A 20,186-nucleotide genomic window follows, 5' to 3' on the forward strand; every position below is an offset into this window, starting at 1 on the left:
CGTTTGTGCGGCACCCACGGTACCCGGCGGCATCCCTGTATAGTCCTCGCCGGCGCGAGGACTATAAGTGTGAATTATAAATTTTTGCAATTAGCGAACTGTTGTTATTGTGAATATTCCCCACAGTCTTGCTGACAGGATGAAACGCAAACTCCCCCGCCGGCATGGCGCAATCATGGGCCAGCTCCTCGGCGCGCCCCGACGTCGTATCCGGCGATATCCATTCTAATGACGCCTTTCGCGTCATGATCAGCGGCCGCCGGTCATGGATATCCACCAACCCCTGATCACTGGCCGCCGTCACGATTACAAAACCATCATCTTCCGGCGCGTCCAGGGCATCGGGATGGAATCTGCCTATCGCGGCCAGGTATATCGGCTTCTTATTTTTATGATAGATAAAATAGGGTTGTTTAACTTTTGTATGGTCCGGGTCTTTCTTCCACTCATACCAACCGTCGGCCATCACCAGCGCGCGGCCATGGTGCCATAGCGGCTTAAACATGCGGCTGGCGGCGGCAGTTTCTAACCGGGCATTAATCAGGGGAGGGCGGCCTGCTTCTTTGGCCCAGGCGGGCTGATAACCCCAGATAACGGGATCCAGATGCAGCGTATCGTCGCGCTGGTTCAGCAGCAGAACGCGACTGCCTGGAGCAACGTTGTAGCGGCCTATCGGCTCGCCATCCAATGCGCCCGAAAACGCAACATCACTTCGCAGGAAATCGAGATAGTGTTCTCTGGTATTAAATTCAGCAAATCGGCCGCACATGGTCGTCATCTATATTGCAGAGAGATCTTAAGTATAGACGGGATAGAAGAGACAGAACTGTGGCAGCCCGACAATAATTTAAATTGTGCCGTAAAACTAAACCGACCATTTCCCCGTCATTAATCCTTTCAGTAATTCGAAATTTAATGCTTCCATAATATCATTAATAAAAATGGGCCATAATGGGCCAAAGCACTGCGGGACTCACACTATTAATAATTACGTTTCTCATCAATAATTTTTTATTTTAAATGCAAGGCTAGTTATATTTTTATTAAAGCGAAAAAATTCGTTAATTAAAAACCTTAAGCCGTAAAATTAAGGATGTTATTTTATTACGCTGTACTTTAGGCCAGTAGTTAGTCACTCCTTGCGATGATACAGTTTTTAAATATCATCAATGACCGGGGGTAATTATGAGTAATGACATATGCAAGTGTACTGTGGTTCCCGAAGTTAATATTACAAACACCATGCGTTACGTTTTTGACCAATTAAAAAGTCCCATAGCGATAAGAGATTTGTCCTCCAGGCTGGTTTATTGCAATCAGCCGCTTGCTCTACTCGCAGACAAAAAGTCGCCTAATGAAATCATTGGTAAATTCGACAGTGAATTCGATTGCGCTATATTAGATACCGAGGAATCAATAGAGAATTTTGCTAAACAATATAAACGTATATTTGAGACGCAGACTCCTTTTTCTACGTTGGAGCTACATCCTCATGCTGTGGATTTTCCATTCATATTTCATAAAATCCCTTATTTTAATGATAAGCACGAATGCATAGGTATGCTTGGTTATAATACACAACTTACAGTATATACACTTAACGACTATGTAAAAGGGCATATGCCGGGATCACTATTATTGAATAAGCCGGATGACACTTTCACTGAGCGTGAGTGCGAAGTAATGTTTTATCGCTTGCAAGGTTTGAAGTCAAAAGAGGCTGCTGCTAGGTTAAATCTTTCATTAAATACATTTAATAACTATATGCAGAAGATTTACAATAAAGTGCATGTAACAGAGATCGGGGAGTTAAGGGATTTTTGCGAGAAACATAATTACCATCGTTATCTCCCCAAGAGATTTCTAACTCATGAAGCAATTAATTTCAGCGATTCAATAATCTGATCTTTGCTTTGGTCAGTTCTGGGCGGGGGTGAATGTAAATCTCCCTTCCGCTCAGTGCCATACGATTTCCCGGCCATGTCCGTTTCGCAAGTTCAGCCTTTCATACTGACCCCACCCCGAATTCTGCCCCACCCAAAATCGCCAATCCTACGTGATGAACCTATCCCTTTGACAGAGGTAATGCCGACCAAAAAGTCCCGTTACACAGAAGCGTGGATCGCGTTTGATTTCAAACAGGCTGGACTGGATACCCCCGTACCAGCGGTTTGTGGCAAGCTGGGGATTTCCGATATAACTTTTACACCTGGTGTAAACGAGTGGTTGGTCTGTCTTCCTCTGGATGGCAACACTTATGGCAACCGGAGAAGGAGAATGTCCGGCTGAAATAGCTGATGATCGATTTAAACCTCAGCAATGCCTGCTGGGGGTGTAGTCAAGTACTGTTTTTATTTACAGTTCTCTATGATACGATTTTTGGCATGGACATATTTCAGGAAGCATTTTTACATAATTATCTGTTATGTGGTTAAAAATGCCGTTGTTTAATTTGTGCCGCTTCTCTTTTGGTCATTACATTACTCAGTCCATTTAACAGGTTGCTAAATATCAACCTAATGAAGTAAACGGTTTATCTAACACATTCAAAGAGGTACTAAACATATGACCATACCTAATATCGTTGTATCTATGCCATCACAATTATTCACCCTTGCCAATAGCTTCCAAGCATGCGCCAATGGTTCTGTCTATGTCGGGCAGATTGACACGGACCCGACTGTGGCTGCAAATCAAATACAGGTTTATGTAGAGAGTGCGGAGGGTACCTATACCGCGGTAGCTCAACCTATAAACATCAATGCCGGAGGCTATCCAGTGTATGCCGGTCAGGTAGCAAAATTTGTAACGGTTGAAGGGCAGTCAATGACCGTCCTTGATGCTGATGGCGTCCAGCAATTTTACTTTCCAAACGTGTTGAAATATGACCCTGATCAGTTTAAAGATCAGTTGTTAGATACGGCTGCAGCTGGGTGGATAGGCTATGATATAACGAATACTTATCCCCAAAAAACAATCGGTAATAAGCTGAGTCACACCATAACACCTTATGATTTTGGCGCCATAGGCAATGGTGTTACGGATGATACCGCAGCGATTCAAGCATGGCTTGATTTTTGTTCGTCCATAGGTGGCGGATATTTTAATACAAGCTCTGGCACGTTTTTGATAACTCAGCAGCTTTCAATTAATCGCACAGCGGTCAGTAATGTCATCGATCACGTGCTGGATTTTTCCGGCGCGCGGATCCTGGTCGACGCGGGCACATTAATAGCGCAATATATTGCTGGTAGCGCCGTTACTTTCTCCGGATGGTCATTGACCGGCAATGTTGAACTCACATCAACAGGCGGTTTATCCTGGGGTGCTGCTTCAGCCTCGCAAGGGATGGCGAGAATTATTCTTACCGGTCTTACGGTTGGTAAAACATATAAAGTTATGGCCGATATCAAGGGTTATGACGTAGCTGTGTCCGCAGGCTCTTTCGCAATGTATATTGATGAAATAGGGCGCATCACCCGGGCATGGAAAGGTAATGGAGTTCCCCGTGGAGAATTTATTGCCACCGCGACTACCCACACCCTCCGTTTGCAATCTGATTCCACAGATCCTTTATGGCAAGGTCTCGTTTATAAAGTTGATGTACGGGAATCCGTTTATGGCCTACGTCTTTATCAAACTGGTACAGCAGCAATGCATGCGCATTTCGAGGTCCGCGGATTGAGGATGGAAAATAGGACTAACAGTGCTGCGGCTGGTGGTCTACGGATGGATGATTGTGGGGCGGCTAAATTTCATAATTGTTCATTTATAGACTTTAGTAATGGTGAAGGAATATTGACAAACAATAAGCTGTTCTGGTCTGAAAACAATGCATTTTATAACATTGCCTATGTCAATTGCCGGTTTGCGCATCGCTATGGCCGGACTATTGGACTAGGCGCACAATCTTCATTCGCTAGGCAATTCGAACAAAATATGTTTATTGCTGATATTGAATATGCTTTATATTTTGAAGAAAGTACATCACAATATGATTCAAAATGGACTGAGATTCATGGAAATACAACTGTAAAATTGAAGGCTATACTTCATATTGAAGGCGACCAAAATAACACAGTGATTGAAGGCATCAGAACAGAAAAAGGAGGCGCTTCTCATGAAGATGGCAATGGTATTATTGAATATGCACAAAATGACTTATCTCGGCCATGGATCGGTAGTATAGGCTCTAGTGTCAATATTCCAATATACAGGCTAGGATCTATGAATGCTGGTCGAACATGGATGGAGCGCCCACAGACCGCTTTTGATTTAACTCGGGATAGAACGGTTGTCCAATCGCTACGTTATTCTACGGCTCAAATTAATGGTGTGACATTCGGTTACGAATGGCACGAAGTTATTACCGATGCTATTAATGGCACCGTTTATGATATTTCTGATGGCGGCGATATTATTATCACACACGGAGTAGCGGAAATTATTATCACAACTCGCGCTGTGGATGGTAGTGCCATTGAGGGTAGTAAGTATATGTGCGTTTTGGGTAAGCGTGGCGTTGATGGTTCAGTCTCTACGCCTGATACTGTACTGTGCGACCATAGAAATTCTGGTACTGGAATTTTTGTGACTTGGCCCGCTAATTCATCGCCGCGAGTTGCTGTTACTGGCGTCAGTTCTCCCTTTGCCATTGCTATTAATATCAGAATATTCAACTAACCCGCTCAGTGATGATTTGATTAACCAAGCCCCATCCCCGGGGCTTGGTTTTCCAATCTTTGCCACACAGTACGGCTGTAATGATTTTGCAAGTATCCCACATAATCGTTCCATCCACTTATATAGATTTTCCGGCATAATAAATATGCCAACGAGGAGGACATTATGCACAAAGTCCGTTTTACCGAGCACCAAATCCTGGCCGTAACTGAGCGCGTCATAATGAAATACACAGGTTCCAATTCGTTAGTTCATAAATATCTTATTTATGATGTTTTTTTGATAAATACACGATTAATATCTAACTTTAAAATTATAAAAAAGGCCACGGATGGCCCTCTACTTAAAATAAGATAACGCTTATATAGCAAGCTGCTAGGTTAAAGTGAATTGTTTCCATAAGCTCCATGATTTTCCATTGTAGACACGAGAATATAAAGCGTCGTAATTACTGCCAGAAGTACCGTAACCGTACAAGACTTGTGACCTCCCCCCATATCCTGATCATGGCTAAATTAGAGGATTTGCCGTTTTTGGTGACTTCGGATAAATTCCGCCGGAGTCAGATCATTTAATGAAGAATGTGTCCTGTCATGGTTATATTCCTCCCGCCAGCGATCAAGCTTTTCCTGCACATCTTCCATCGACAGGAACCAGTGGATATTTAGGCATTCATCCCTCAGGCTGCCACTAAACGATTCGATAAACGGGTTATCCGTCGGCGTGCCGGGGCGTGAGAAGTCCATGGTGACCTTATTTTCGTACGCCCATCTATCCAGCACTTTTGAGATAAATTCGCTGCCGTTGTCGGCCTGGATCCTTAACGGCACACGATTGTGCATCAACCTCAGATGCTCCAGTACCGCCACCACATCCTCGCCCCTGAGCGACTGGCCGGCATGGATCGCCAGGCATTCCCGACTAAAACTATCGACCACAGTTAACGCCCGAAACCGGCGCCCGTTAAACAGATTATCAGCAACGAAATCCATGCTCCAGCATTGATCCGGATTTGACAGTAACGGCCTCTCACGCCGGTGGGCAGCCGTCACATGGCGCCGGGGCCGTTTGCACCGCAAATTTAACCCCTCCTGGCAGTATATGCGGTGCGTTTTTTTGTGGTTCACTCGCCAGCCTTCACGCCTGAGCTGTACATGTAATCGCTCGCAGCCATAACGGATCCGGGTTTCAGCGATCTCCCTGATCCGCGTGGTCAGCCCCCGGTCATCACGGCAAGAACGGTAGTAATAAACCGAGCGGCTCATGGGGATCGTCTGGCAGGCGCGACGAATGCCTACCCGGTAAGCGTCAAGCAAAAAATGGACAATTTCACGCTTACGGGCAGGCTTTAAAACTTTCGTTTTAGCACATCCTGCAGCATCTCTTTGTCCAGGCTCAGATCCGCCACCAAGCGTTTTAGCCGCTGATTTTCATCTTCCAGCTGACGCAAGCGCCGCAGTTCAGCCACGCCCATGCCGCTAAATTTTTTCTTCCAGTTGAAAAAGGTCGCTTCAGAAATGCCCATCGTGCGACACACTTCCGCCACGCGGGTGCCGCCTTCCGCCTGTTTCAAGGCAAAAGCTATCTGTTCCTCGGTAAACTTGGATTTTTTCATGCCCGGATCCCCCCTTTTAGTATGAGAAGTGTGGCAGAAAACTCCAGTTTAGCCTGGTCCTGTTTAATAGGAAGAGATCAGCTCGCGAGCAATATGTGGATCTATTGGCGGCATTTGTGGGCTGGGCAGCAATTAATTGAAATATCGTGATAAAAATAATTCTGCAATATTTTGCCATATATGTGGCTAAAATGTGATGGAGTTAACTGATACTAATCTGTTTATCAGATTCTATTATCATGCATAACTTCTAAATCGACATAAGAGAGGTCATTATGAGTGCACCAGATTTTGGAGAAGCGGAACGATATGGAATAACCCGGGAACAATTCAACCAAGCTTTACTGATTGGGGATACTATAGAAGATATCTGTAATGAACTTGGCCGACTCTCCCATGAAGCATTGGGGAGCGATGCCGCTTTTATCGCTGATGATTTTTATGGACTGGTTCGGCGCTGGGATTACACCCCAAGGATTAATGCTTGGCGTGAAGAAAACAGTATCGCTCCGATTGTGGCGCCGCCTCCGATTCCAGGAAACGAAGATTCCGAGTGATTGCAATACAAATATGAAAAGTGTCCCGACTCAGGTCGGGCCTACGCTGGCCCTCTAGTAGCACTTGCAAACTCTATCGAAACGCGCCTGAGCATCAATGCTTAGCGTCCTTACTGCGGAATGCAGTACTATAGAAACTGAATTATATTATTATTCAAAGACATGTTTTTTTTTGCCCTCGGTTCACTTCACAAAATCGCCTTCACATGATTATACTGTATATAACAACAGTATTATGTTGCAATGTTATGGCGTTCGGTCTCCCGTGACATTAAAGCCAACTTTTCCGATTGAAATATAAGGTGTAACTGTCTGTTGTTATCTGGGCTTCAACAATAAAAACAACTTAAGTGAGGTAACTATGAGTGAACCTAATTTTGCTTATGAAGAAGGTTATTATGGAATTCCCCATGCTCAATTTAACCAGGCATTGCTTGTAGGGGATACTATAGAAGACATTTGTAATGAACTTGGCAGGCTTGGCCACGAATATCTAGGAAGCGATGCCACATTCGCTGCTGATGATTTTTACGGCAGGGTCAGGCGTTGGAATTATACCCCCGACATCAATGCGTGGCGAGAGGAAAACGGAGTTGCTCCTGTGGTGGCGCCGCCTCCGTTTCCATGGACCGAAGATTCTAATTAATTACAGTACAAAAATGATAAGTGTCCCGGCTTAGGCCGGGCCTTCCCTGGCCCTTTAGAGGCACCCACGCACTTTACCTAATTATTAAATATCAATATTATTAAAGTTAGTTTTTACTCTACACTTTAAGACAGTAGTTGTTAACCTCCTGCGGTGATAAAGTCATTTAAATATCATCAATAGGAGTAAGTTATAATGAATAATGATAAATGTAAGAGTAGTATCGTTCCAGAAATAAATATACCGAACTCAATGCGATATGCCTTTGATCAGCTAAAAACTCCTTATGGCATAAGAGATTTGTCCGCAAGATTAATTTACTGTAATCAGGCTGCCGCTGATTTGCTTGGCGCTAAATCACCCGCGGATATTATTGGTAAGTATGATTGTGAAATTGACAATAACCTTTTCGCAGTAGATGGCGTAGTAGATGAATTTGATAACCAATACAAGAGGGTTATAAAAACTCAGGAACAATTTTCAACGTTAGAACTGCATCCTCATGCGGTTGACTACCCCTATATATTTAGGAAGATGCCTTTTTATAATGATAATCATGAGTGTGTTGGTATGTTTGGATATAATATAGAGTTAACGGTATATTCCTTAAATGACTACGTTAAAGGTCATATGCCAGGGTCTTTGCTTCTAAATAAACCGGACGACACATTTACTGAGCGAGAGTGTGAGATAATGTTTTATCGACTGCAAGGATTAAAATCAAAGGAGGCTGCCGAAAGGTTGAATCTTTCATTAAATACATTCAATAATTATATGCAACGGATATATATCAAAGCTCGCGTAACAGATATTGGTGAACTAAGGGAATTCTGTGAAAAACACCATTACAATCGTTATCTTCCCAAGAGATTTTTAACCAGAGAATCAATTAATTTCGGCGACTCAATCATTTAACCAGTCTCATATGTGATCCTAACGCGGTGGTTAAACTAAATCTCCCCACCGCTCAACACCCTACGATTTACCGCCTCACTCGCCTTTCACAATCCACTGGCATCATGCTTATGCTGTACAAAACAACAGTAATGATCCATTTGAGTATGCGAACATGATTTTTATCGGGCCGTTGAACTTGCCGAAGTAATACCCCTCCCTCTTTTTTTGGGGCGGGTGCCCGCTGGCTTCCCCAGTCCAGCCCAAGACTATATTGAAAACCGTATAGATTTAAATCAGTTATGTGTGAGCCATCCAGCCGCTACCTATTTCGTCAGGTGATCGGTGACTCGATGATCGAGGGGTTTATCAACGAGGGCGACATGCTCATTGTAGATAGCGCGCTCACAGCACAGCATGGACAGATTGTCATTGCAGCAGTTGACGGTGAGTTTACTGTCAAACAATTGCAGCTCACCCCTACACCGCACCTGCTGCCTATGAATACGGCTTATCGGGCCATCCCAATCCGTTTAGAGGACAACGTCGAGATATTCGGCGTAGTGACGTTTCTCATTCACTCGGCACCCTGACCATGTTTGCCCTGGCGGATGTGAACTCAATTTATGCATCCTGCGAAACGGTATTTCGTCCAGATCTGAAAGGTAAGCCCGTCATCGTTCTGAGTAACAATGACGGCTGCGTAATAGCGCGTTCGGCTGAAGCTAAAAAGCTTGGTTTCAAAACCGGGAATCCTTTTTTCGAGATTAAGGACATCGTCAGGAAACACCACGTGCATGTGTTTTCCAGTAACTATGCTTTGTATGCTGATATGTCCAACCGGGTTATGACGACACTTGAAGAGATGGCCCCGTCAGTGGAGATTTACTCCATTGATGAAGCTTTCATGAATTTGTCAGGGGTCAGCAACTGCATGCGCCTGGAGCAGTTTGGCCGCGATGTCAGGGAACGGGTAAAGCAGCGCACTAAGCTCACCGTGGGCATGGGCATTGCCCCGACCAAAACTCTGGCGAAACTCGCCAACCATGCTGCCAAACAGTGGACACAGACAGGCGGAGTGGTAGACCTCTCATCATCGGTCAGGCAACGAAAATTAATGGCCCTGGTGCCTGTAGAGGACGTTTGGGGCATTGGCCGGCGTATATCGAAGAAGCTTACTGCTATGGGGATTTATAACGCTCTCCAGCTGGCAGACAGTCACCCGCCATTTATCCGCAAACATTTCAGCGTTGTGCTGGAGCGCACCGTCCGGGAACTCAATGGCGAATCATGCATGCAGTTGGAAGAGTTTGCACCCACTAAGCAAGAGATAGTCAGTTCGCGATCATTCGGTGACCGGGCAACCACCTATCAACAGGTAAGGGAGGCTATCTGCGCATATGCTGAGCGCGCAGCGGAGAAACTCAGGGGTGAACGGCAGTACTGCAAAAAGATATCCGTATTCATCAAGACAAGCCCGTTTGCCGTAGATGAACCCTATTACGGCAATCAGGCGACCGGTAGCCTCACTATCCCGAGCAATGACACCCGCGACATTATCCGCGTCGCCATGGAGTGCCTGGACAAGATTTTCTTGCCAGGAATGCGCTATCAGAAAGCCGGCGTTATGTTGGGGGATTTTTACGGTCTGGGGGTGGCTCAACTGGCTCTATTCGATGAGCATAAGCCGCGGGTTAACAGCGAGGCGCTTATGAAGGTCTTGGACGGGATAAACCACTCTGGTATAGGGAAAGTATGGTTTGCGGGGCAGGGAATACAGCAAGCCTGGAGGATGAAGCGCACATTGCTTTCACCGCGCTACACGACGCAGTATAAAGACTTGCCGGTTGTTAAAGCCAAATAAAAGCCCCGGCATAAGCCGAGGCTGTTTTTCAACCAGTGCATCGGCTCAATGCGAGGCGCAGTCCGGCACCTATCTCCGTGGGAACACTACTGGCGGGGATGATGACCTTATCGGCATCTGTTAGGCCGTCACCATCCCAGTTTGCTAATTTTTTGTGATGCCAGGGAGTAAAGATGATCTGACCATTAGTCCGGGTCAAAGAGCAGTTTTTCAACTGTTTATACATTTGGTTTTCGTTTTTATAAGAAAACCTCTTCATGATATATTCCACCCATGCATCATATCTTTCTTCCATGAGTTTATTGTCATAAAATTCAGGCTCGAAAACTGTATCCGGGTGGATTACAACATCCTGGCGAAATCGTGGCAGGACAAGCCTGCTATGTGATAACGCATCTAAAATAAGCAAACCAACATCATCGTCCGCGCTTTTAGGATCTATAATGTGCTGAACCCCTTTGGGATCGCGCTGGCCCCCTCTGTAGCCGGAGCAAGTGCTTATACAGATAAAATCTTGGTTAGAAAGGATGGTTGCCCATTCTGATTTTACAAAGGCACTCATATTATTCCACCTTGAATATTGTGAATTTTATGCCATTCTCTTCACCATACTTGATGGCTTTATTAATCTGTTCCCACTGCGCCGTAGGAGTTTTTGCTGGCACACCTAAGAATATTTCCCGTGAAGAAATTTCTTCAGAAGTAAGAGAGAAATCCTTCATTTGTTGCTGCTTGAAATTCTTCGCTTTGTTAACATACCTGGTTAACCTGCTATATATACCTGCTGGCTTTTTAAGTATCGACGGCGTGAGAGTATCTAATGTTTTAACGCTCACCGCTACGCCAGTTAATTTATCATGAAAATCGAAAGCTTCAAATGGTTTAGGTGATTGAATACTTTCGGGCAAATACTCTTTACCGATGAAAGTTTCAAATGGATCACCTTGCTTCATGTTTCCTTCACCCCAAACCATTCCGGTATCTGCTTGCTTAACAGTTTTTGTTCCTGGTGGTGATGCATCCATTCGCGACGCAACTTTTGCTGCGATGCGCTGACCCCGGTGTTTGTCAAAGATGTTGAGATAAAATTGCGATTTATGCAGCCTGTAAATTCTCGGCGTTTTCTTGTGTCAACGGCCGATCTGGATTGAGTTGAACTTCCTTGTCCCAACCCCAATTTCTTGTCTCACCTCGCCACCGTTCCGGGCACGCAGCGCGGGCGGCTTGATAGACTTGGTGACGCTTTAACAGCAAGGCTTTATCCTTGCCCTGATGGCGCTGCGCCGGCGTCACGAATTTGATCCCGCTGTGGCGGTGGACGTGGCAATACCAATCAATGAAGCGCTTCACCCACTGCCGTGCAGCATCAATCGAGGTAAATCCTTTGCGCGGCCAGGACGGCCAATATTTCAATGTACGAAAGATTGATTCTGCGTACGGATTGTCATTGGATACCCGCGGCCGACTAAAGGATGACGTTATACCCAGGGCTTCCATCTTGGCCTTCAGCGTATAACTTTTCATCGGCGCACCGTTATCCGAGTGCAGTACCAAGGGTTGCATAGCACAGCGCTGCCCCAGGACACATCGTTGTAGCAGATCTGCCGCCAGCTCGCCGGTCTCTTCATCATGGACTTCCCAACCCACCGGGTAGCGACTGAATAGGTCTTCAAATAAATACAGCTTATAATACAGCCCCTTAACACTACTCGGCAACCAGGTCACGTCCCACATCCAGACCTGGTTAGGGGCGGTGGCGGTAAAGCTGGTCGGTTTTGCCACGCGCACAGCCTTGGCGGCACGTCCACGATGCTGCACTTGACCCGCCTCTCTTAATACCCGATACATCGTCGATTCAGAGGCCATGTAGCAACCCTCGTCTGCCAGAATCGGTACGATCTGACTCGGCGGAACGCTGTCGAAACGCGCGCTATTGCATACCGCCAACACCGACTGGCGTTCCGTTGAGCTCAGTTTGTTGGCCGGCTCAGGGCGGTCAATCAATGGACGCTGATCCGCAATAACAGCACCATCCTGTTGCCACCGATACCAACTGTGAACAGAGATCCCTACCCCCTCGCAAGAACGGTACAACGATGCGCCATCATTGCACGCCTGCTGAACCCAGGCGGTGATCTGTTCCCGGTACGCCAGAGGAGTTAATCGTCCTCGTTGTCGCCCCAAAGGGCGCGAACTTTTTTTTGCAGGATCAGTAATGCCGCTGCCTCCGCCAGTGCTTTATCTTTACGCAGGACTTCGCGCTCAAGACGTTTAATTTGCTTACGCTGGGCCTTATTCTGCTGTGCGCTGGCCGCATCATTAAAACCGCCTGGCTCTGCATGGGCCTGGATCGATATTTCGCGCCACTGCTTAACCTGCTCTGGGAAAAGACCTTTGGCTCGGCAATACTCGCTCAACTCGATCTCCGACATCGACGAGGTTTCGACGACGACGGCGAATTTAGTTTGCGCAGACCAATTCTCACTGCTGCGATCATGTTCGGGCACAGGGCGACCTTCTTTGCGAAGCTGATTACGCCAATTGTACAGTGTAGCTTCTGAAATCCCTTCTCTTTGTGCCAATTCACGGATGGTCGGCGGATGAGGGGCAAGCATTTTACTTAAAATGGCGTCCTTGCGAGCCTGAGGTAAACGCGACATGGTGATGCTCCGGCCCCCTGGATTGAGAATGAAATCCCGAAAAAGGGATCTTCTCAACTACTCTGACACAGGGGGACCCGCTGAAACTCCAGCGTTTGCAGCAGCTTTAGTGAGCTTCACGGCGCCAACGCCAGCCGCGCCTAGTGTGACAACATCAGTAACAAGCTTGCCCCCTTCCACTCCTGCCTGAAAAAATTCAGCAACACCGCCTCTTTCTTGGGCTGCAACCATTTTGTCGAGATGAGCTACCCATTTATCCTTCATAGCCTCGGATACGTTACCAAGTACGTCACCGCTATTAACGAGCGCTTTAAGTGCGGCATACGTTTCAGAGTAATGCATTCCAGCATGGATTATTCCATTTACGGTGTCGTTCAGCTCAGCGGGGACACCCGCGGCTATTCCACCGGCAAAAGCGAGCGTCTGACTTGCCTCAATCGATGCCCATTTAGCCTGCGTGCCCAGGTCACATACCAATGTCTCACAATTGGTAACTTCATTTTTCTTCAGGGTTTGTTGCTTAGTGTTCAAAAAGCTAAGTTTATTAATCAATGAGTCAACTTTGGCTGATTTTTCTTTGGAATATGCAATGTATTCATCAATTTTACTATTGATATTAGTTATATTTATTAATTCAAGTTCTGAGCGTGAAATTATTATTTTTTTATTATTTAGCTCAGTGTGACGCAACTGATTCCATTTTTTAATTAAGCGTTCTTTTGGCTCCGGCTCAAGATCTGAGTTATTAACGTCGTTAATGCAATGATCAAAATGATGATTTATCATTGATAGATGGCTTTGTTGTAATGCAAGTCTCGCATGAGTTTCATTGAGCCAGTGTTCAACTTTATGTGCTTTTTCTTTAAGAGTGAAGATGTTGTTTTTAATTTCAATATCTTTTTGCGTAACTGATAAATGAGAGTAAATTTTAACTCTGAATATATCAATCTAATTTTTGATGCTATCAAGTTCATTATTATATAATTTGTTGCGCTCTGCCGCTTCCTCGTGGCGACTCTTAACGGCTCGATGATGGATTTCTTCTGATTCGTATTGTGATTTTATTATTTTTAGCTCGAAATCGCGCTTGGCAACATATCTTTTCAACTGTTCTTCTTTTTCTTTGAAATATACAATGCATTCATTAATTTGATTATGGATATGAGTTATATTGCTTAATTCAAGTTCTGAGCCTGATATTATTATTTTCTTGTTGTTTAGTTCCGTATGACGCAACTCGTCCCATTTTTTAATCAGGCGTTCTTTTGGCTCGGGTTCAAGATCTGAGTTATTTAGGTCGTTAATGCAATGATCAAAATGATGATTTATCATAGATGGGTGGCTTTGTTGTAATGCAAGCCTTGCATGGGTTTCTTTAAGCCATTGTTCAACTTGCTGTGCTTTTTCTTTAAGAGTGATGATGTTGTTTTTTATTTCAATATCTTTTTGCGCAACTGAAGAATGTGAGTCAATTTTAACTCCGAATATATTAACCAAATTTTTAATGCTATGAATTTCTTTATCATATAATTTATAACGCTCTGCCGCTTCCTCGTGGCGACTCTTAACGGCCTGTTGATGGGTTTCCGCAGAATTGTATTGTGATTTGATTATTTCTAGTTCAAAATTACGCCTGTAAGAATATCTTTGTATTTCTTGTTCATTTTTCTGCAATTCAAGCAGTTGCATCTGAAGTTTTTCATTTTCTCTAGCTAATTCCTGCAACCGGTGCTCATCTTCTTGCCTTTGTTTTTCCGCTATTTTCTTTGCTTGCTGAAAAGCTCTAGATTTTCCAAGCAAGTCACCAGCGAGTTGCATAGATGCCATACTTTTTGCCATCTGTGTACGGAATTGTGCCTGTGTGCTTTGTACGCTTGTTGCAACAATAGAGTTAGAAATTTCTCGTTGTTGTGTTAGAGAAACTTGCATTTTGTTATGTAGGTTTGTCTGTAAATTCCTCACTCTCTCCAAGTCGGCGTTCCTGTGATTTAAAGAAATTTTTTGATCTTCAATCAATTTTTTCACTTGTTGCTGATGCGCGTCCAGCTTGGTTGATTCGGTAGCCATTAATTTTAAGTGTGCCAGTTTTGCCTCGATAATATTCTTTTGTGCCTGTTCAATTTGTTCTCTGGCATTTTTATGAATAGGCACAACGTTTTCTATATGTGATAAATTGGCATTTATTTCTTGGAAAACAGCATCAGAGGCGTTATAAACTCCACATAATATACTACTGAACGGTTTTGAACGGTCAAAAGGAATATCTATACAATTTTTTGTTATTGCTGGTGGATTGGCATAAACAGTGAGTATTTCTTCCATACTTTTACCCAGTATTGATTTGTGAATTATTACTTACGATGCTTAATAGCTTGCACGCTCTTCGAATGCATTGTTTGCTTAAAAACTTAAATTAATCACAATGAGGGTCACAGAAAGATAAATGGTGTGCAGATAGTAAAATTTTTCTAGGGTGAATAAAAAATTATCTGTGGGGTAATAATTACAAGTTATTCGCATTACGGAAGTAGAACAATGGGGGAATACAAATTCATGAAATGAATCGGCGGTTACAGCTCATGATTATCGGTCTATTTGATAATCCCTACTTTGTCGTTGTGAGTATTGCCGATAGCTTGACTGACAGGGTTGAAAGAAAATTTTCAGCCGGTATGGTGAAATCGTGCGCCAGCTCTTCGGCGTTTCCCAGCGTTGTCTTGGGCGATAGCCATTAGAGGCGTACCTCCCGCGTCATCGCTAAGGGATGGCGGTCGTGGATATATACCAGCCCTTTTACTGGCCGCCGTAACGATAATAAAGCCGTCGTCTTGCGGCGCATCAGGGTGAAACCGGCTTATCGCGGCGAAGAAGATCGACTCTTTGCTTGAGTTTCAGGTGGGTTTAGTTCGCATGCAGACGTGACGCGAATCGAGACGGGATTTGTTTAGCTGGAATTATGCGGATTTAGGCGGTGATGGTGTCCCCGACAGGAATCGAACCTGTAACTAGCCCTTAGGAGGGGCTTGTTATATCCGTTTAACTACGAGGACCCTGTAGCGGGCATGATTATACCCGATTATGCACCGAAAATAAGCACTTAACGGCGCGTTTGCTCATTCCTTCGACAAACGCGGGCAAAAAAATCCGTTTGCCCGCGCGCGGCGCGGCAGTCAGGGCCTCCGCCGCCAGGCCCTGCGTGCTACTCCTCACCGGTATCCACTTTCTGGCGGCGGTTTTTCCGTTGCCCGTCGCGGGCGGCGTCTTTTTTCAGCGCTTCCTTGCGCTGGCGGCTGAGGTCGTTGCGGATCTGCGCATGGCTGAGCAGGGCAAAGATAAAGGTGCCGCCGACGATATTGCCGGCAAGGGTGGGCAGGGCGAACGGATAGATAAAGTGATGCCAGGGGATATCGCCGTTAAAGACCAGGTAGAACACTTCCACCGAACCCACGACAATATGGGTAAGATCGCCAATCCCCACCAGGTAGGTCATCAGGATAATCACCAGGATTTTGGCATTGCCCGCGGAAGGCATCATCCAAACCATGGAGGCGATAATCCAGCCGGCAATAATGCCGTTGGCGAACATATCGCCGGGAGGATTGACCATGATTGCCTGCGATAGGGCGACAAAGGCCTCGCGCGTGGCCGGATTAAAAATCGGCATATGGAGAAAGGCAAACGCCACCACCGCGGTGCCGGCAAGATTGCCCAGCAGCACCACGCCCCACAATCGCAGCAGGATCAGGATATTATGGCCGGTGGGCTTTTGCATAATCGGCAGCACTGCGGTCAGGGTGTTCTCGGTGAACAGCTGCTGGCGCGACATAATGACAATAATAAAACCCAGGGTGTAGCCCAGGTTTTCCAGCAAAAATCCCGCGGCGCCCTCGGGCAGATGGGCATGCAGGATACCCTTGGCCATCAGCGACGCGCCCATCGACAGGCCGGCGGCCACCGCCGACCACAGCAGCGCCTGGCCGTCGCGTTCCAGCTCCTTTTCACCCTCTTCGCGGATCATTTCATGTATGGCGGCGGCGCGCGAAGGAAGATTCTGTTCTTTCACCTCGATATCGGTATTGGCGTCATGCTCGTCACTCTCCACGGCGACGCCGGGATCATCATGTTTGTTGGTCTCGCTCATCCGCATTCCTCATCCGTATCCGTCGGGTTATTAATACATTCGCTATTAATCAATAAGCGTAGCGGTATTTTGTTCCGGCGGCGCTAAAAGAAGTCCGCCGGGTCGGCGGAGTCGCCGGTAGAATTGTCACCAGCCGGGGGCAATACGTAACAAAATTTTAACTTTGCTGGTATTTGTTGCGTTTTATTGATCTAATACAATCCTTCCTGGACCGAAAAAGAATGCAATGGCGATGAACAGCGCTGCGATAGTCGCCTATGCTATGATCGCCATACAATTAATGATGAATTGGGTTTCTGATGCTGGAAGCAAACAACCTGTCCTGTATTCGTGATGATCGCGTGTTGTTTTCCGGATTGAGCTTCCGCATTTCCCCCGGGGATATTGTCCAGGTCGAGGGCGCCAACGGCGCCGGTAAAACCTCTTTACTGCGGATCCTGGCCGGGCTGGCGCAGCCGGACGAGGGCCAGGTCAGCTGGCGGCAGCAACCGATTCGCCGCGAGCGCGGGTTGTATCACCGCGAGATGCTTTTTATCGGCCATCTATCCGGGATTAATCTGTCCCTGACGCCGCTGGAAAATCTGGCATTCTTCCAGGCGCTGGGCGGCGGCGGACGCAATGAGGCGGATCTGTGGCGGGCGTTGGAGCATGTGGGATTGTCGGGATACGAGGACCTGCCCGCGGCGGGGCTGTCCGCGGGCCAGCAGCGCCGTATCGCGCTGGCCCGTCTGTGGCTGAGCCCCGCAGCGCTGTGGATCCTGGATGAACCGCTGACCGCCATCGATCAACAAGGCGTGGCGCAGCTGATGTCGTTGTTTGCCGCGCACGCCGACGCGCGGGGCAGCGTGCTGCTGACCACCCATCAGGCGCTGCCGGACACGCATGCGCGGGTGCGCAAAATGGCCCTGGCCGCACGGCAGGGGGAGGCGGCGCCATGTTCTGGCTGATTGTGCGCCGCGAGCTGCGGCTGGCCTTGCGCAACCGCGCTGATATCGTGAATCCGCTGTGGTTTTTCCTGATCGTGATTACGTTATTCCCGCTGGGGGTGGGGCCGGAACCGCAGTTGTTGCGGCGGATCGCGCCGGGCGTCATCTGGGTGGCGGCTTTGCTGGCTTGCCTGCTGTCGCTGGAGCGGTTGTTCCGCGATGATTTTCATGACGGCACGCTTGAGCAGTTGCTGCTGTCGCCGCTGCCGCTGCCGCTGGTGGTGATGGGCAAGATCTGCGCGCATTGGCTGGTCACCGGGTTGCCGCTGCTGCTGCTATCGCCGCTGGTGGCCCTGTTCCTGGCGCTGGACCGCCACACCTGGCAGGCAATGGCGCTGTCGTTATTACTGGGAACGCCCACCCTGAGCCTGATCGGCGCTATCGGCGCCGGCCTGACCCTGGGATTGCGTAAAGGCGGGGTGCTGCTAAGCCTGCTGTTGCTGCCATTATTTATACCGGTACTGATATTTGCCACCGCCGCGCTGGATAACGCCGCGCAGGGGCTGCCCTTTGACGGCTATCTGGCGATCCTCGGCGCCCTGCTGGCGGGAAGCGCGCTGCTGGCGCCTTTCGCCGCCGCCGCCGCGCTGCGCGTGAGTCTGCAATAACCTGCGGCCTGCCGGCAAGAACAGGCCGTGTTATGTATTTTTACTGTGAGCAAAACAATAATGTGGAAGACACTACATTTGTGGGCGAAGCCGGAGCGGCTGTACCAGCTGTGCGGCCGGCTGATACCGGTTCTGGCGCTGGCGAGCGCGGCGACGCTGTTGCTCGGCTGGGGCTGGGGATTCGGTTTCGCCCCGCCGGACTATCAGCAGGGCGATAGTGTCCGCATCATGTATATCCATGTGCCCGCCGCCATGTGGTCCATGGGCATCTATGCCGCGATGGCCGTTGCCGCGTTTATCGGCCTGGTCTGGCAGATGAAGATGGCGGATCTGGCGGCGGCGGCCATGGCGCCGGTGGGGGCGGCGTTTACCTTTATCGCGCTGGTTACCGGCTCCGCCTGGGGCAAACCCATGTGGGGCACCTGGTGGGTATGGGACGCCCGGCTGACCTCGGAGCTGGTATTGCTGTTTCTCTACCTCGGCGTTATGGCGCTGTACAACGCGTTTGAAGATCGGCGCCTGGCCGGGCGCGCCGCCGGCATCCTGATCCTGGTGGGCGTGGTCAATATCCCGATTATTCATTACTCCGTGCAGTGGTGGAATACCCTGCATCAAGGCTCGACCAATATGCAACAAAGCATTGATCCCAGCATGCGCACTCCGCTGCGCTGGGCGATCTTCGGTTATCTGCTGTTTTTCGCCACCCTAACGCTGATGCGTTTACGCAACCTGATATTGCAACAGGACCGCCATCGCCCGTGGGCGGTGGCTCTGGCTGATAAGGCGCGGCGATCGTGAGCCCGGCTTTCACCTCCTGGACGGCGTTTTTCGCCATGGGCGGCTATGGTTTCTACGTCTGGCTGGCGGTAGCGGTTACCCTGGCGTCGCTGGCCGGATTGATAGCCCATACCCTGTGGCGGCGGCAACAGCTGCTCGACGCTATCCGCAGGCAGCAGGCGCGCGCCCTGCGTATGCGCCGTGGCGGCGCGCCGGCCGATCCGTCCGCGCGTCGGGGGGATGCCCGATGACGCCGCGCCGTAAAAGCCGTCTTTACCTGGCCGTCGTGATGCTGATGGGCGCCGCGCTGATAGTCACGCTGGTGCTCTACGCGCTCAGTTCCAATATCGATTTGTTTTATACGCCGCGCGAGATCCTCGAGGGCAAGGGCGAGCGGCAGGAGTTGCCGCATATCGGGCAGCGCCTGCGCATCGGCGGCATGGTCATGCCGGGATCGGTAAAGCGCGATGCCCATACCCTGAAGGTCACCTTCAGGATCTATGACGCCGTCGGCTCCGTACCGGTCACCTATGACGGCATTTTGCCGGATCTGTTTCGCGAAGGGCAGGGCGTGGTGGCGCAGGGCGTGTTGGGCGCGGGCAATCTGATCCAGGCGCGTGAAGTCCTGGCCAAACATGATGAAAACTATACCCCGCCCGAAGTGAAGGATGCGATGAAAACCCATTCTCGGCCCGCCGGTCAACGCGCCATGGCCGAAGGCGCAGTGCAGGCCGGCATGACTGGCCAACCCCAGG

18 protein-coding genes, 1 tRNA gene and 2 pseudogenes are annotated in these 20,186 nt (G+C 48.1%); 12 read left to right on the forward strand and 9 right to left on the reverse strand.

The window, feature by feature from the left end; translation table 11 throughout:
• Nucleotides 1-61: 61 nt before the first annotated feature.
• On the reverse strand, nucleotides 62-769 hold the full coding sequence (locus ACL2XM_RS02325; RefSeq protein WP_413733175.1) for an SOS response-associated peptidase family protein: 708 nt from the start codon (nucleotides 767-769) through the stop codon (nucleotides 62-64).
• Between the two features lie 416 nt (nucleotides 770-1,185).
• Here ACL2XM_RS02325 and ACL2XM_RS02330 point away from each other — a divergent pair, with 416 nt between their 5' ends.
• Together ACL2XM_RS02330 and ACL2XM_RS02335 are read left to right on the forward strand one after the other, a co-directional pair.
• The gene (locus ACL2XM_RS02330) at nucleotides 1,186-1,905 is read left to right on the forward strand and encodes a LuxR C-terminal-related transcriptional regulator (RefSeq protein WP_413729714.1); all 720 of its coding nucleotides are present in this window, start codon (nucleotides 1,186-1,188) and stop codon (nucleotides 1,903-1,905) included.
• A gap of 660 nt (nucleotides 1,906-2,565) precedes the next feature.
• Nucleotides 2,566-4,683: a phage tailspike protein gene (locus tag ACL2XM_RS02335; protein WP_413732236.1), complete on the forward strand. Its 2,118-nt coding sequence runs from the start codon at nucleotides 2,566-2,568 to the stop codon at nucleotides 4,681-4,683.
• Nucleotides 4,684-5,198: 515 nt separating this feature from the next.
• Here the strand turns inward: ACL2XM_RS02335 and ACL2XM_RS02340 are convergent.
• Nucleotides 5,199-6,298, reverse strand: a protein-coding gene (locus ACL2XM_RS02340) for an IS3 family transposase (RefSeq protein WP_413732238.1) whose coding sequence is annotated in 2 segments (ribosomal slippage) — nucleotides 5,199-6,046 and nucleotides 6,046-6,298 — 1,101 coding nt in all. Because the reading frame shifts where the segments join, the coding sequence is not laid out codon by codon here.
• A 275-nt stretch (nucleotides 6,299-6,573) separates the two neighbouring features.
• Here ACL2XM_RS02340 and ACL2XM_RS02345 point away from each other — a divergent pair.
• The 5 genes and pseudogenes from ACL2XM_RS02345 to umuC all read left to right on the forward strand — a co-directional run bounded on the left by ACL2XM_RS02345 (nucleotide 6,574) and on the right by umuC (nucleotide 10,259).
• Nucleotides 6,574-6,855 carry a hypothetical protein gene (locus ACL2XM_RS02345; protein WP_413732239.1) on the forward strand — a complete coding sequence of 94 codons (282 nt, stop codon included), beginning with the start codon at nucleotides 6,574-6,576 and terminating at the stop codon, nucleotides 6,853-6,855.
• 361 nt (nucleotides 6,856-7,216) lie between these two features.
• Nucleotides 7,217-7,501, forward strand: coding sequence for a hypothetical protein (locus tag ACL2XM_RS02350; RefSeq protein ID WP_410014158.1), 285 nt, complete (start codon nucleotides 7,217-7,219; stop codon nucleotides 7,499-7,501).
• A 195-nt stretch (nucleotides 7,502-7,696) separates the two neighbouring features.
• Nucleotides 7,697-8,416 (forward strand): PAS domain-containing protein, encoded by a 720-nt coding sequence (locus tag ACL2XM_RS02355; RefSeq protein ID WP_410014159.1) that lies wholly within the window; start codon nucleotides 7,697-7,699, stop codon nucleotides 8,414-8,416.
• Between the two features lie 189 nt (nucleotides 8,417-8,605).
• Nucleotides 8,606-8,988, forward strand: a pseudogene (gene umuD, locus ACL2XM_RS02360) (translesion error-prone DNA polymerase V autoproteolytic subunit).
• 2 nt (nucleotides 8,989-8,990) lie between these two features.
• Complete coding sequence (gene umuC / locus ACL2XM_RS02365; RefSeq protein ID WP_413732241.1) at nucleotides 8,991-10,259, forward strand: translesion error-prone DNA polymerase V subunit UmuC; 1,269 nt, start codon at nucleotides 8,991-8,993, stop codon at nucleotides 10,257-10,259.
• Nucleotides 10,260-10,287: 28 nt separating this feature from the next.
• On the opposite strand, the gene ACL2XM_RS02370 is transcribed toward umuC, so the two are convergent.
• The 7 genes from ACL2XM_RS02370 to ACL2XM_RS02400 all read right to left on the reverse strand — a co-directional run bounded on the left by ACL2XM_RS02370 (nucleotide 10,288) and on the right by ACL2XM_RS02400 (nucleotide 17,060).
• Entirely contained in the window at nucleotides 10,288-10,821 is a 534-nt protein-coding gene (locus tag ACL2XM_RS02370) for a contact-dependent growth inhibition system immunity protein (protein ID WP_413723349.1), read from the reverse strand.
• 1 nt (nucleotide 10,822) lies between these two features.
• Complete coding sequence (locus tag ACL2XM_RS02375; protein WP_413732242.1) at nucleotides 10,823-11,284, reverse strand: hypothetical protein; 462 nt, start codon at nucleotides 11,282-11,284, stop codon at nucleotides 10,823-10,825.
• A 70-nt stretch (nucleotides 11,285-11,354) separates the two neighbouring features.
• Nucleotides 11,355-12,919 (reverse strand): IS3 family transposase gene (locus ACL2XM_RS02380; RefSeq protein ID WP_413730138.1). Its coding sequence is split into 2 segments (ribosomal slippage): nucleotides 11,355-12,463 and nucleotides 12,463-12,919, totalling 1,566 coding nucleotides; the frame shifts between segments, so codons are not numbered across the junction.
• Nucleotides 12,920-12,976: 57 nt separating this feature from the next.
• Nucleotides 12,977-13,705: a hypothetical protein gene (locus ACL2XM_RS02385; RefSeq protein WP_413732243.1), complete on the reverse strand. Its 729-nt coding sequence runs from the start codon at nucleotides 13,703-13,705 to the stop codon at nucleotides 12,977-12,979.
• Nucleotides 13,706-13,867: 162 nt separating this feature from the next.
• Nucleotides 13,868-15,241, reverse strand: coding sequence for a hypothetical protein (locus tag ACL2XM_RS02390; RefSeq protein ID WP_413732244.1), 1,374 nt, complete (start codon nucleotides 15,239-15,241; stop codon nucleotides 13,868-13,870).
• Between the two features lie 653 nt (nucleotides 15,242-15,894).
• Nucleotides 15,895-15,969, reverse strand: a tRNA-Arg gene (locus ACL2XM_RS02395).
• Between the two features lie 149 nt (nucleotides 15,970-16,118).
• Complete coding sequence (locus tag ACL2XM_RS02400) at nucleotides 16,119-17,060, reverse strand: formate/nitrite transporter family protein (RefSeq protein WP_413732246.1); 942 nt, start codon at nucleotides 17,058-17,060, stop codon at nucleotides 16,119-16,121.
• A 299-nt stretch (nucleotides 17,061-17,359) separates the two neighbouring features.
• On the opposite strand from ACL2XM_RS02400, the gene ccmA reads away from it, so the two are divergent.
• From ccmA to ccmE, 5 genes and pseudogenes are all read left to right on the forward strand, one after another.
• On the forward strand, nucleotides 17,360-18,007 hold the full coding sequence (gene ccmA / locus ACL2XM_RS02405) for a cytochrome c biogenesis heme-transporting ATPase CcmA (protein ID WP_413727927.1): 648 nt from the start codon (nucleotides 17,360-17,362) through the stop codon (nucleotides 18,005-18,007).
• Nucleotides 17,995-18,654 (forward strand): heme exporter protein CcmB, encoded by a 660-nt coding sequence (gene ccmB / locus ACL2XM_RS02410; protein WP_410014164.1) that lies wholly within the window; start codon nucleotides 17,995-17,997, stop codon nucleotides 18,652-18,654. The genes ccmA and ccmB overlap by 13 nt, the downstream gene beginning before the upstream one ends.
• 60 nt (nucleotides 18,655-18,714) lie before the next feature.
• Nucleotides 18,715-19,452: a heme ABC transporter permease gene (locus tag ACL2XM_RS02415; RefSeq protein WP_410014165.1), complete on the forward strand. Its 738-nt coding sequence runs from the start codon at nucleotides 18,715-18,717 to the stop codon at nucleotides 19,450-19,452.
• Complete coding sequence (gene ccmD, locus ACL2XM_RS02420; RefSeq protein WP_410014166.1) at nucleotides 19,449-19,682, forward strand: heme exporter protein CcmD; 234 nt, start codon at nucleotides 19,449-19,451, stop codon at nucleotides 19,680-19,682. The genes ACL2XM_RS02415 and ccmD overlap by 4 nt, the downstream gene beginning before the upstream one ends.
• Nucleotides 19,679-20,128: pseudogene (ccmE, locus tag ACL2XM_RS02425) on the forward strand (cytochrome c maturation protein CcmE); the annotation flags it as partial. The gene ccmD and the pseudogene ccmE, both read left to right, overlap by 4 nt.
• Between the last annotated feature and the right edge of the window lie 58 nt (nucleotides 20,129-20,186).

Source organism: Sodalis sp. RH20 (assembly GCF_047324205.1).
GTDB lineage: Bacteria > Pseudomonadota > Gammaproteobacteria > Enterobacterales > Enterobacteriaceae > Acerihabitans.

Coding starts and splice junctions, on each gene's coding strand:
- ACL2XM_RS02390 (WP_413732244.1), bottom strand. CDS start 15,241: ATGGAAGAAATACTCACTGTTTATGCCAATCCACCAGCAATAACAAAA.
- ACL2XM_RS02325 (WP_413733175.1), bottom strand. CDS start 769: ATGTGCGGCCGATTTGCTGAATTTAATACCAGAGAACACTATCTCGAT.
- ACL2XM_RS02415 (WP_410014165.1), top strand. CDS start 18,715: ATGTGGAAGACACTACATTTGTGGGCGAAGCCGGAGCGGCTGTACCAG.
- ACL2XM_RS02400 (WP_413732246.1), bottom strand. CDS start 17,060: ATGAGCGAGACCAACAAACATGATGATCCCGGCGTCGCCGTGGAGAGT.
- ccmA (WP_413727927.1), top strand. CDS start 17,360: ATGCTGGAAGCAAACAACCTGTCCTGTATTCGTGATGATCGCGTGTTG.
- ACL2XM_RS02355 (WP_410014159.1), top strand. CDS start 7,697: ATGAATAATGATAAATGTAAGAGTAGTATCGTTCCAGAAATAAATATA.
- ACL2XM_RS02370 (WP_413723349.1), bottom strand. CDS start 10,821: ATGAGTGCCTTTGTAAAATCAGAATGGGCAACCATCCTTTCTAACCAA.
- ACL2XM_RS02345 (WP_413732239.1), top strand. CDS start 6,574: ATGAGTGCACCAGATTTTGGAGAAGCGGAACGATATGGAATAACCCGG.
- umuC (WP_413732241.1), top strand. CDS start 8,991: ATGTTTGCCCTGGCGGATGTGAACTCAATTTATGCATCCTGCGAAACG.
- ACL2XM_RS02350 (WP_410014158.1), top strand. CDS start 7,217: ATGAGTGAACCTAATTTTGCTTATGAAGAAGGTTATTATGGAATTCCC.
- ccmB (WP_410014164.1), top strand. CDS start 17,995: ATGTTCTGGCTGATTGTGCGCCGCGAGCTGCGGCTGGCCTTGCGCAAC.
- ACL2XM_RS02385 (WP_413732243.1), bottom strand. CDS start 13,705: ATGATAAATCATCATTTTGATCATTGCATTAACGACGTTAATAACTCA.
- ACL2XM_RS02335 (WP_413732236.1), top strand. CDS start 2,566: ATGACCATACCTAATATCGTTGTATCTATGCCATCACAATTATTCACC.
- ACL2XM_RS02375 (WP_413732242.1), bottom strand. CDS start 11,284: ATGGATGCATCACCACCAGGAACAAAAACTGTTAAGCAAGCAGATACC.
- ACL2XM_RS02330 (WP_413729714.1), top strand. CDS start 1,186: ATGAGTAATGACATATGCAAGTGTACTGTGGTTCCCGAAGTTAATATT.